Below are 12,882 nucleotides of genomic sequence, written 5' to 3' on the forward strand. Positions count from 1 at the left end.
GGAGCGGTGGCTCGCGCCGGCGTGTGGCTCAGTTTTCCTGGGCGGCCTTGGCCAGCAGGTCCTCGAGCTGGTCGTCGGGCGTGTTGGCCACCTGGTCGAGCAGCTCCTGGTAGAGCGCTGCTTCCTGGGCCTCCTTCGCCACGGTCACCGCCTGGGCGAGCCCCGACACGGTGGAGACCTCGAACAGCTTCGCCAGGGGCAGGTCCACGTTGAACGCGGAGCGCAGCCGGCCCACGATGCGCGTGGCCAGCAGCGAGTGTCCGCCCAGGTCGAAGAAGCTCTCGTGGCGGCCCACCTGCTCCACGCCGAGGACCTCCTGCCACATGGCCGCGATGGCCTGCTCCGTCTCGTTGGCGGGCGGCACGTAGGTGCCCTTGCGCGCCTGCCGCGAGGCGGACCCGGAGGGGCGGGTCGCGGGGGCGTCCCGGTGGATCCACACCGCCAGGCGGTGGGTCAGGTCACCCGTGGCCACCACGACCGGACCGTCCAGGCCCTGCGTGGCGAGCCGGCGCACCGCCTCCGCGCCTTCCTCGCGCGTCATGGCGTACTGGTCCATGCTCGTCTTGAAGCCCGCGTAGTGCTTCGTCTCCTCGGGCCAGCCGTCCCAGGACGCGCTCACCCAACGCGTGCCGCCCACGCCCCGGGCCGCGCGGTTCGACGCGAAGGCGTCCATGAACACGTTGGCGGACGCGTAGGTGAGGTAGCCGAGACCACCGAGCACCGCCGCGTTGGAGGAGAACAGCAGCACGAAGTCGATGTCCCGGCCGCGCAGCGCCTCGTCCAGCGCGTAGGTGCCGTACACCTTGGGCTGGAACTGCGTCTCGGAGGCCTGCGTGCCCAGCTCCGTGAGCGAGCTGTACAGCGAGTCACCGTGGGTGACACCGGCGCAGTGAAGCACGCCGTGCAGCACGCCGAAGCGCGACTCCACCTGCTCCACGACGGTCCGCATCCGCGCGGCGTCCGACACGTCCGCCGCCAGCACGAGCACCTCGGCCCCGTGGGCCTCCATGGCGCGCACGCGGTGGATGAGCTTGCTGATGCGGTCGTCCTCGCCCTTGTCGGTCAGCCAGCCGTCCCACGACTCGCGAGCGGGGAAGGCCGAGCGGCCGAGCAGCACCAGCCGGGCGCGCTGCGTCTCCGCCAGGTGCTCGGCGAGCAGCAGACCCACGCCGCCCAGACCACCGGTGATGAGGTACACGCCGCGCTCGCGCAGCGGGTGCACGGGCGCGTCTCCGCCCATCTTCACCGGGGTGAACTCCTGCACCCAACGGCGCGTGCCCCGGAAGGCCACCAGCATGTCGCGCGTGCGGGTGGACAGCTCGGCGAGCAGGCCGCGCGCGAGCGTGTCCGCGGCGCTGGCCTCCGGGAGCACCACGTCGATGCAGCGCGTGGCGACGTGCTGGTGCTCCTGCGGCAGCACCTTGCACACGCCCAGCATCGTCGCCTTCTCGGGCAGCGCCTCCGCGGCGCCGTCCGGGTCGTGCACGTGGTTGGAGATGACCTCCACGCGCACGGGCTCGCTGCCGCCCGCCTTCCCCAGGGCCTGGGCCAGGAAGAGGAGGCTGTAGTAGCCGCGCGACTGCGTGTCGCGGAAGCGCTCGGAGGACGACGCGACGTCCCCTTGCTTCGTGAGGCTCCAGAAGTGGACGAACACCTCGGGGCGGTGCGCGCGGCCCTTCAGGGCTTCGAGCAGCGACACGTAGTCGGCCGGCTGTCCCGGCGCCACGGTGAAGCGGTGGTCGTCCTCGCGGGCGAAGCTGGTGCCCGCCTGCACGGTGACGACGTCCTGGCCCGCCTCGGCCAGCAGCGCCAGCAGCCGCGAGGCCAGGGGGCCTCCGTCCGTGAACACCACCCAGCCTCGCGGGGAGGCCAGCGTCTCAGGCTTCGCGGCCAGCGGCGGCGTGCGCCGCCACGACGGCAGGTGGAACCAGTCCGCCACGTCGGGCAGCTTGCCCTGCTGCGTGGCACCGGCGCTCGCGGAGCGCTCGCCGGGCGGGACGAAGAAGCGCTCCCGCTCGAAGGGGTACGGGGGCAGGGACACGCGGCGGCGAGGACCGTGGGCATGCACGCCCAGCCAGTCCACCTCCACGCCGCCCAGCCACAGCCGACCCAGGGCGCCCTGGAGGAAGGCCTCGTCGGGCTGCGGGTCCTTGGGGTGCGGCAGGGAGGAGATGTACGGCCGCGTCCCCGGCGCCTCGCCCTGGAGCTTCGCCAGGGCCGTGAGCGACTGCGCGGGCCCCACCTCGAGCAGGACGCGCGCGGGCTCGGCCAGCAGCACGCGCAGACCCTCCATGAAGCGCACCGGCTGGCGCAGGTGGTCCACCCAGTACTTGGGCTGGGTGACCTCCTCGGCGGTGATCCAGGTGCCCGTGAGGCAGGACACGTAGCGCCGCGTGGGCGGGTTCAGCTTCAGGCTGGCGACCTTGGCGTGGAACTCCGCCAGGATGGGCTCCAGCATGCGTGAGTGAGCCGCCGCGTCCACATGCAGGCGCCGGTGCTCCACGCCACGCGCCGTCAGCGTGGCCGCCAGCGCCTCCACCGCGTCGGTGCGGCCCGAGGCCACGCACTGGTCGGGCGCGTTCACCGCGGCGAGGTCCAGGGCGTCGCCCAGCAGGGGCCGCAGCTCGGCCTCCGGCAGGCTGACGCTGAGCATGGCGCCCGCGGGCACCCCGTCGATGAGCTTGCCGCGCAGGGCCACCAGGGCCACCGCGTCTTCCAGGGACAGCACGTCCGCCAGGCAGGCCGCGGCGTACTCACCCAGGCTGTGGCCAATCATGGCCTCCGGCTCGATGCCCCAGGACATCCAGAGGCGGGCGAGCGCGTACTCCACGGCGAAGATGGCGGGCAGCGCCAGGGCATTGCGAGACAGGCCGTCCACGGTGTCGCCCGGCGCGGCTTGAATCACGGCGAGCAGGTTGGAGACGCCGTGCGGGCGGAGCAGGGCGGCGATGCGGTCCATCTCCGCACGGAAGACCGGCTCGGTGCGGTAGAGGCCGCCGGCCATGCCCGCGTGCTGGGTACCGCCGCCCGGCAGCAGGAACACCACGGGGCGGGTGCGGGACTCCTGGTGCGTGGTGACGACGCGCTCGGGCTCCTCGCCGCGCAGCACGCGCACGGCTTGCGCGTGGTCGGACACCACCGCCATGCGGCGGTAGGAGAAGTGCTGGCGGCCCGTTTGGAGCGTGTAGGCCGCATCCGCCATGGACAGCTCCGGGTGCTGCTCCAGCCACGCGGCCAGCGCCGTGGTGGCGCTGTCGAGCGCGGAGTCCGTCCGGGTGGCCAACGGCAGCACGTTCCAGGGGCGGCTCGGCGCGGCGGTCTCCAGCGCGGGGGCCTCCTCCAGGATGACGTGGGCGTTGGTTCCGCCAATGCCGAACGCGCTCACGCCCGCGCGGCGCGGGTGGGCGCCCGCCTTCCACTCGCGCAGGGTGGCGTTGACGAAGAAGGGGCTGTTGGCGAAGTCGATCTGCGCGTTGGGCTGCTCGAAGTGCAGCGTGGGCGGCATCTCCCGGTGCTTCAGGCAGAGCACGGCCTTGATGAAGCTGGCGATACCGGCCGCCGCGTCGAGGTGGCCAATGTTCGTCTTCACCGAGCCCAGCGCGCAGAAGCCCGTGTCATCCGTGCTGGCGCGGAACGCCTTGGTGAGCGCGCGCACCTCGATGGGGTCACCCAACTGGGTGCCGGTGCCGTGCGTCTCCACGTAGGTGATGCTCCGCGCGTCCACGTCCGCGGCGGCGAGCGCGTCGCGGATGACGCGGGCCTGGCCCTGGACGCTGGGCGCGCCGAAGCTGGCCTTCTGCGAACCGTCGTTGTTGATGGCCGAGCCGCGGATGACGGCGTGGATGGTGTCTCCATCCGCCAGCGCATCCTCCAGGCGCTTGAGCACCACCACACCCGCGCCGTTGCCGAACACCGTGCCCTGCGCCTTCGCGTCGAAGGCACGGCAGTGTCCGTCCGGCGAGGACACGCCGCCGAATTGGTACAGGTAGCCGCTGCGCTGGGGGGCCTGGATGGCGACGCCACCCGCCAGCGCCATGCGGCACTCACCAGCGAGCAGGGCCTGTCCGGCCAGATGCACGGCCACCAGCGCCGTGGAGCACGCGGTGTGCAGCGAGTACGCCGGTCCCCGCAGGTTCAGCAGGTGAGACACGCGCGTGCTGAGAAACGCGAGGTCGTTGCCCAGGCCCAGCTCGAACGCGCCCGCGCCACCCAGCGCCGCCGGGTTGGAGAAGAGGTTGAACACGTAGGTGTTCGTCCGCGCGCCCGCGTAGACGCCAATCCGGTCCTTGTACCGGCTGGCGTCGTAACCGGCGTCTTCCAGCGCCGACCACGCGCACTCCAGGAAGACGCGGTGCTGCGGGTCCATCAGCTCCGCTTCCTTGGGCGGGATGCCGAAGAAGGACGCGGCGAAGTCTTCGGCGCCGTCGACCATGGCCGCCGCGCGCACGTAGTTCGGGTCCTTGCGCAGGGAGGCATCCTCCATGAGCGAGGGCTCCAGCTCCGAGTCCTGGAGCGGCACGATGGACTCCACGCCGCCGCGGAGGTTCTTCCAATACGTTGCGACGTCGGGGGCTCCCGGGAGGCGGCACGCCATCCCGATGACCGCGATCTCAAGCCCGTTCCACGCGTTTTCATCAGCCATGGGTCTCGAATCCTCTCGTTGAGAAAGTCAGTGGCTCCGCCTGCGGAGGCGCTGCTGCTCCAGTGCGGAGCGCCTGCGTGGGCCGGAGGAGGTGTCTTCGTCTTCGTCGGTCGCGCCCGTCTGGGCCGCCGCGGGCTGCGCGCCACCCAGCCGCGTCAGCAACTGTTCGATGTGTTGCCGCGCGACCATGAGGCCCTGCTCGCCCCGGACGCGCTCGCCCACCGCGGTGGACGCTTCGCGGATTCGCGGAGACGTCAATGCCTCGCGGATGGCGTCACCCAGGCGCGCGGCCGTCAGTTGTGAAGCGGGCAGGGGCGCCGGCGCGCAGCCGCGGTCGAAGCCCAGGTCCGCCCAGAGGAACTGATCGTAGGCATGCGGCACCAACACCTGCGGCGTACCCGCTCGGAAAGCCAGCGAGCAGGTTCCCGCGCCGCTGTGGTGCACGACACAGGCGGTGCGCGGGAAGAGCCACGAATACGGCAGCATGCCATCCACGGCGAGGAAGCCCGGCGGCAGCGCCTGCTTCGCCAGCCGGCTGGCGCCGCTCTGGATGATGGCCCGCCGGCCCGAGCGGAGCGCGGCGTCCACCAGCAATTGCGTGAAGGCTTCCGGGTCCTGGTGCAGCAGGCTTCCGAAGGTGAAGAACAGCGGGGGCTCGCCCTCGGCCAGGAAGTCCTTCAGCGCGTCGGGCGGGGTCCACGCCAGCGCATCGCCCTCCAGGTAGAAGTAGCCCACCATGTGGTGGTGCCCCGGCAAATCACGCGGCGGCGGGCGCACGTGCTGGCTCATCGCATACAGGACAAGCTGCGGTGATTCCCCGTCCACCAGCGGATTGTGAAACGGCGGCAGCCCGGCGTTTTGTCTCACGGGATTGATGAGACGCCGCACGGCCTCGAGAAACGCGGGGTGCCCTCCGCCGCTGCCGGAGTGCTCCACGTAGACGGACACCAGCGGGATGCGCGTGAGGTCGTGGACCATTCGCGCCGCGGGCTGCACGCGTCCGCTGATGAGGACGTCCGCTCCGGCGCAGGCGGCGCGCAGGTCCTCGAGCATGCGAGGCAACCCGGTGGCCAGCGGCGTGAAGAGCGACTGGAGATGATCGCCCTCACCGATGCGGTCCGGGCTCACCATCATCTGCCGGGTGATGTCGTCTTGCGCGTGGCTCAGATCCGGGCCCACCGGCGTGAACGGCACGCCCTGGGCGCGGGCGAGCGGCTCGAACGAGGGCGGCAGCGCGAGCACGGGATGATGCCCATGGCGTCGCAGCTCCTGGGCCAGGGCCACGAAGGGCAGGATGTCTCCCGTACTTCCGAAGTTTGTCAGCACCGCGCGCATCGACGCTCCTACTCGCCGTTCGTACCGCGCGTGCCTCCATCTCCGGGGGCTGGCGTACGCACCCCACCGGGCGTCACGGCAGTTGCCGGTCCGAACCGCTGTTCAACTGGCATTCGTGTACGCGTATATGGCTGCTCAATTCCGAATTGAAAGTGAAATGCGACAGCGCTTCAGGCGCGTCGCCGGTGGTGGAATATTTTTATCAGGAACCGCTATCACTGTAATTGTCGGTATCATCGTTTATCTGGACAAGCAGGCGGAGCCGGTGGCACAAGCGCTGCCTATAGAGGCGGTTCACTCGGGTAGCGTGCGAGCGGGCTGCCTCCTCCTGATGGAGCGGCGTGCGGGTTCGGGGGTTGTTGACCGGCGATGTTTTCCGGGTTCTCCGTACTCCGTTTGGTGTTTGGCCGCATGACATCCCTGGCCCTGTGCACTGCAGGAGAAGACATGTCCGAGAACATCGAGCCGTTGGCTCACCGGTTTCCCACTCTCGTGGACGTCTTGTGCCAGAGAGCCGAATCTCAAGCCGACGCGCTGCTGTATCGCTTCCTTGAGACGGGCGATGTCGACGGCCCCATCGAGGAGTGGACCTACCGGCGGCTGGATGTCAGGGCTCGCTCGCTCGCGGCTCGGCTGCGCGAACTCGGTGCGGCGGGAGAGCGGGCGCTGCTGCTCTACCCGCCAGGGTTGGAGTTCGTCGCGGGCTTCATGGGCTGCCTCTACGGCGGCGTCATCGCGGTGCCATGCTATCCGCCAGACCCCACGCGGCTGGAGCGCACGCTGCCCCGGCTGCGAGCCATCGCTCGGGATTGCGGCGCGCGCTACGTGCTCACGACGAGCATGATTCTGGAGATGTCGGAGTTCCTCACGCCCCAGGCTCCCGAGCTCGGTGAGCTTCAGTGGATCGCGACTGATGCGGTGCCGGAGTCCGAGGCCACTGCGTGGAAGCGCCCGGACCTGACGGCCGACACACTGGCTTTTTTACAATACACGTCGGGGTCCACCGGCAACCCCAAGGGCGTCAAGGTCAGCCACGCCAACATTCTGCATAACGAGTCATTGATCACCCGTGGGTTCGGATTGTCCTCCGAGCGCTCCGTGGGCGTGGGTTGGTTGCCCATGTTCCATGACATGGGACTCATTGGGAAGGTGCTACAGCCGCTCTACCTGGGCTTCCCTTGCGTGCTGATGTCACCCATCGCGTTCCTTCAGCGCCCCATGCGCTGGCTGGAGGCGATTTCCCAGTTCAAGGGAACCTGCAGCGGCGGACCCAACTTCGCGTTCGACCTCTGTGCCAGGAAGGCCCGTCCCGATGACGTGGCCCGCCTGGATTTGAGCCACTGGGACCTGGCGTTCAACGGCGCGGAGCCGGTGCGGCGCGAGACGATGGAGCGCTTCGCGGAGACGTTCGCGCCCGCGGGCTTCCGGCGCGAGGCGTTCTACCCGTGCTACGGCCTCGCGGAGGCGACGCTCATCGTCACGGGTGGCACGAAGGGCACGCCCTACGTGGAGACGCGCTTCGACACGGGCTCGCTGGAGCTGGGCCAGGCGAAGCCGGTCCCGGGCGCGGCGGAGGGCCCGTCCGCGCGCACGATGGTGTCTTCTGGTCCGGGGGCGCCGGATCAGCGGCTGCTCATCGTCGACCCGGAGACGCGCCTGCCGCGCGGGCCGCACGAGGTCGGTGAGGTCTGGGTGTCGGGGCCCAGCGTGGCGGGTGGTTATTGGAACCGTCCGGAGGAGACGGCGCACGCCTTCGACGCGCGGCTCGCGAGCGGGGAGGGGCCCTTCCTGCGCACCGGCGACCTGGCGTTCCTCTCGCCGGAAGGCGAGCTGTTCATCACCGGGCGACTCAAGGACCTGCTCATCGTTCGGGGCCGCAACCTGTACCCGCAGGACCTGGAGCTGACCGCCGAGCGCGCGCACCCCGCGGTGCGTCCCGGCTGCAGCGCCGCCTTCGCCGTGGAGGTGGATGGCGAGGAGCGGCTGGTCCTCGTCTCCGAGGTGGACGTTCGCGAAGGGTTCGACGGCGCGGCCGTCGCGGGAGCGCTTCGCAGCGCGCTGGCGGATGAGCACCAGGTGCGTGCGCACTCGGTGGTGCTGCTCCAGTCCCGGAGCATTCCGAAGACGTCCAGCGGGAAGATTCAGCGCCGCGCCTGCCGTGATGGCTTCCTGTCCAACACGCTGGAAGTGGTGACGCTCTCCGCCGAGGAGACGCACGAGGCCCCCGTGGCCGCGCCCACCGGCCCCGTGCGGGAGCGGCTGGCGTCCGCACCCGCGCAGGAGCGGAAGGCGCTGATGGAGGAGTTCCTCCGTCACGAGGCCGCCCGCGTGCTGCGCGCCGAGCCCGCGTCGCTGGGCGCGGACACGTCGCTGGCCAGCCTGGGGCTGGACTCGCTGATGGCGCTGGACCTTCACGGGCGCCTGGAGGAGTCGCTGGGCGTTTCGCTGCCCGTGGCGTTCCTCTGGCAGCACCCGACCCTGGGCGCGGCCGCCGCGCACCTGCTGGAGGCCTGGGGCGGCGCCGCTGTCGCACCCATGGGCCCCGCGCTGACGGCGGGCTCCCTGGAGGGCGAGCTGCCGCTGTCGCCCGGCCAGCAGCGCCTGTGGTTCCTGGACCGGCTGGTGCCGGAGAGTGCGCTGTACAACGTCCACTTCCAGTTGCGCCTGTCCGGGCCGCTCGACGTGTCCGCGCTGGGCCGCGCCTTGGATTCGCTCCTGACCCGCCACGCGGTGCTGCGTGCGTCCTTCCCGGAGATGGAGGGGCAGCCGCGTCAGGTGGTGCCCGCCGCGCGCCCGCTGGAGCTGGGCCGTGAGGACCTGCGTGCGTTGCCCGCTCCCGAGCGCGAGGCGGAGCTGGGCCGGCTGTCGCGGCTGCAGGGTGAGGCGCCCTTCCAGCTCGCGGAAGGGCCCCTGGTTCGCGCGGCGCTGGTGGCCTTGGAGGACCAGGAGCATGTGCTCCTGATGACCCAGCACCACATCGTCACGGATGGCTGGTCCATCGGCGTCCTGGCCCGGGAGCTGGCCGCGCTGTATCGCGCGGAGGTGTCCGGCGCCGCCGCGTCGTTGGGGGCGCCCGCGTTCCAGTACGTGGACTATGCGCGGTGGCAGCAGGGCCTGGGGAACGCGCTGGACGGCCAGCGTGCCTACTGGGCGCGCAAGCTGGAGAACCTGCCGCGTCTGGAGCTGCCCACGGATTTCGCTCGGCCGCGTGAGCCGGGCTTCCGCGGCGCGCTGCACCGCTTCACGCTGCCTGCTTCGCTGGTGGAGTCGCTCAAGGCGGTGGGCCGCGCCGAGGGCAGCACCTTCTTCGTCACGCTGGCGGCGGCCTGGGCGGCGCTGCTGCACCGCTACAGCGGCCAGGACGACTTCGGGCTGGGGACCATCTTCGCCCAGCGCGACCGGGCCGAGCTCCGTGACGTGGTGGGCTTCTTCGCCAGCACGCTGGTCCTTCGCGCCGACGTGTCGGGGAGCCCGCGGTTCCGCGAGCTGCTCGGTCGCATGCGGAGCACCTTCCACGAGGCCCTGGCCAACGCGGACCTTCCCTTCGAGGAGGTCGTGGGGGCCGCGCGCGCGACGCGTGGGGGCGACAATCCGCTCTTCCAGGCGAACCTGGTGCTGGAGAGCCTGCCGCCCGTGGACCTGGACGTGCCCGGCATGCAGTGGCGCCCGGTGCTGCCCGTGCCGGACGGCGCGGTCGAGGGCACGGCGAAGTTCGACCTGCAGCTCGCGGTGGTGGAGACGCCTCGGGGGCTGGAAGGCGCGCTGGAGTACCGCTCCGACCTCTTCACGCCCGAGACGGCGGCGCGGCTCGCCGGGCACCTGGAGGCGTTGCTGCGAGGCATCGTCGCGTCTCCGGACGCGCGGGTGGAGGACCTGCCGCTGCTCGACGACGCGGAGCGCCGCGCGCTGCTGGTGGACTGGAACGACTTCACCTCGCCCCTGGCGCAGGACCCGTCGCTCTGCATCCACGCGCAGTTCCGCGCCCGGGCCGCGCTGACGCCAGACGCGGTGGCGGTGGTCGCGGACGACGGCTCGCTCACCTACGCCGAACTCGCGCGCCGCGCGACCTCCCTGGCGCTCCACCTGCGGAGTCTCGGGGTGGGGCCGGAGACGCGCGTGGGTCTGTGCGTCGAGCGCTCGGTGGAGATGGTGGTGGGGATGCTCGGCATCCTCGAGGCCGGCGGCGCGTACGTGCCGCTGGATCCGGACTACCCCCGAGAGCGGCTCACGTACATGCTGGAGGACTCCGGCGCGCGCGTGCTGCTGACCCAGTCGCACCTCGCCGGCACGCTGCCCTCCGCGGGCCTGCGCACCGTGCTGTTGGATGACGCGGCGTCGTACCCGGCAGGACCTGGACACGCGGTGGACGCTGGCGCGATGCCCGACAGTCCCGCCTACGTCATCTACACCTCGGGCTCCACGGGACGGCCCAAGGGCGTCGTGGTGCCACACGGCGGCGTGGCCAACTTCTTCGCGGCCATGGATGTGCGCGTGGGCCATGAGCCCGCGGGCACGTGGCTGGCCGTCACCAGCATCTCCTTCGACATCTCCGTCCTGGAGCTGCTGTGGACGCTCACGCGCGGCTTCAAGGTGGTGGTGCAGGGCGATGGCGCGTCGCTGAAGGCGCCCGCGCGTGCGGCCGGGGCCGGCAGCGGCCCATGGACTTCAGCCTCTTCTACTTCGCAGATGACGCGGAGGCGTCACACGGTGAGAGCAGCTACCGGCTGCTGCTGGAGGGCGCGAAGTTCGCGGACACCCACGGCTTCGCGGCGGTGTGGACGCCGGAGCGCCACTTCCATGCCTTCGGCGGTCTGTACCCGAACCCCTCCGTGGCGGGCGCGGCGGTCGCCGCTGTCACCAAGCGCGTGGCCATCCGGGCGGGCAGCGTGGTGCTGCCCCTGCATCACCCGGTGCGCGTGGCGGAGGAGTGGGCGCTGGTGGACAACCTGTCCGGCGGCCGTGTGGGCATCTCCGTGGCCTCGGGTTGGCATGCGAACGACTTCGTCTTCGCCCCCGAGAAGTACGAGAAGCGCCGCGAGCTGATGATGGAGGGCCTCGACACCGTGCGCCAGTTGTGGCGCGGCCAGACGGTGCGCTTCCCCGGCGGCGGCGGCGCGCAGGTGGATGTGCGCCTGCGCCCCCGTCCGGTGCAGGCGGAGCTGCCCGTGTGGCTCACGGCCGCGGGCAACCCGGAGACGTTCATCTCCGCGGGTCGGCTGGGCTGCAACATCCTCACGCACCTGCTGGGGCAGACGTGGGAGGACCTGGCGCAGAAGGTCGGGCTGTACCGTCAGGCCTGGCGCGACGCCGGCCACGCGGGGGAGGGGCACGTCACCCTCATGCTCCACACCTTCATCGGCGAGGACGCGGCGCAGGTTCGCGCGGTGGTGGAGCAGCCCTTCCGCAACTACCTGAAGAGCTCGGCGGACCTGATGCGGGGCCTGGGACGCACGCTGGGCATCGACATGGACGCGGCCACCGAGGCGGACATGGACCGGCTCGCGGGCCACGCCTTTGAGCGCTACTTCGAGACGAGCGGCCTGTTCGGCACGCCTCGCTCCGTGCGCGAGCGCGTGGGCCAGCTCCAGGCGCTGGGCGTGGACGAGGTGGGGTGCCTCATCGACTTCGGCATCCCCACGGACACCGTGCTCGCCAGTCTGCCGCTGCTCGACGAGGTCCGTCAGCGCAGCGTGCGCGACAGCCGCCGCTCGGGCGCGGCGAAGTCCATTCCGGAGCAACTGCGCGAGCACGGCGTGTCCCATCTTCAGTGCACGCCGTCCCTGGCGCGCACGCTGTTGACCGAGCCGGAGTCCGTGGAGGCCCTGGGCGGTCTGCGCCGGCTGATGGTCGGCGGCGAGGCGTTGCCCGGCGCTCTCGCGGTGGCGCTGCGGCAGGCGCTGCCGGAGGACGCCCGGTTGCTCAACATGTACGGGCCCACGGAGACGACCATCTGGTCTTCCACCGCGAGCGTGGACGCGGGAGAGGCCGCCGCGGTGGTCTCCATCGGTACGCCGCTGCTGCGCACGCAGCTCTATGTGCTCGACGCGCGGCTGCGTCCGGCGCCGGTGGGCGTGCCCGGTGAGTTGTTCATCGGCGGCGCGGGCGTGGTGCGTGGCTACCTGGGGCGGCCGGAGCTGACGGCGGAGCGCTTCATCCCGGACGCCCAGTCCACCGAGCCCGGGGCGCGGCTGTACCGCACGGGTGACCGCGCGCGCTGGCGGCCGGATGGCACCATGGAGTTCCTGGGCCGGGTCGACCACCAGCTCAAGGTGCGCGGGTTCCGCATCGAGGCGGGCGAAATCGAGGCGGCGCTCGCCGCGCAGGCGCCGGTCCGCGAGGCCGTGGTGGTGGCGCGCGAGGACGTGCCCGGTGACGTGCGGCTGGTGGCCTACGTGGTGCCGAAGCAGGGCGCCACGGTGGATGTGACGGCGCTCCGGGATGCCCTGGCGCAGCGGCTGCCTGAACACATGGTGCCTTCGTTGGTGGTGGAGTTGCCGGCGCTGCCGCTGACGCCCAACGGCAAGGTGGACCGCAAGGCCCTGCCCGCGCCCAGCGTGGTGCGCTCCGCGAAGGCGGCCTTCGTGGCGCCGCAGGGACAGCTCGAGGAGCAGATTGCCCAGGTGTGGCGCACCGTCCTGCGGGTGGAGGAGGTGGGCGTGCACGACAACTTCTTCGACCTGGGTGGCCACTCGCTGTTGATGGTGCAGGTGCACACGCAGCTCAAGACGGTGCTGGGCCAGGACCTGCCCCTGTTGAAGCTGCTGGAGTACCCGACCATCAGCGCGCTGGCGCGCTTCGCGAGGCAGGAGCCAGCGTCGTCGCAGTCCCAGGTCGAGGCGGCGCAAGACCGCGCCAAGCGTCAGTTGGAGAGCCTCAAGCGTCAGCGTCAGCGGGCCAGGAAGTAG

The 12,882-nt window shown here is 71.3% G+C and carries 2 protein-coding genes and 1 pseudogene; 1 reads left to right on the forward strand and 2 read right to left on the reverse strand.

Annotated elements, in window-relative coordinates:
• Window positions 1-28 precede the first annotated feature (28 nt).
• Window positions 29-4,642, reverse strand: a complete 4,614-nt coding sequence (locus A176_RS11405; protein WP_002639516.1) for a type I polyketide synthase — start codon at window positions 4,640-4,642, stop codon at window positions 29-31.
• 27 nt (window positions 4,643-4,669) lie between these two features.
• Window positions 4,670-5,977 carry a glycosyltransferase gene (locus A176_RS11410; RefSeq protein ID WP_002639515.1) on the reverse strand — a complete coding sequence of 436 codons (1,308 nt, stop codon included), beginning with the start codon at window positions 5,975-5,977 and terminating at the stop codon, window positions 4,670-4,672.
• Window positions 5,978-6,424: 447 nt separating this feature from the next.
• On the opposite strand from A176_RS11410, the pseudogene A176_RS41180 reads away from it, so the two are divergent.
• Window positions 6,425-12,882 (forward strand): annotated as a pseudogene (locus A176_RS41180) (MupA/Atu3671 family FMN-dependent luciferase-like monooxygenase).

The sequence above is a fragment of the Myxococcus hansupus genome, assembly GCF_000280925.3.
GTDB lineage: Bacteria > Myxococcota > Myxococcia > Myxococcales > Myxococcaceae > Myxococcus > Myxococcus hansupus.

What these genes read in the sequence shown, in the direction of transcription:
- A176_RS11405 (WP_002639516.1), bottom strand. Translation starts at nt 4,642, where the DNA reads ATGGCTGATGAAAACGCGTGGAACGGGCTTGAGATCGCGGTCATCGGG.
- A176_RS11410 (WP_002639515.1), bottom strand. Translation starts at nt 5,977, where the DNA reads ATGCGCGCGGTGCTGACAAACTTCGGAAGTACGGGAGACATCCTGCCC.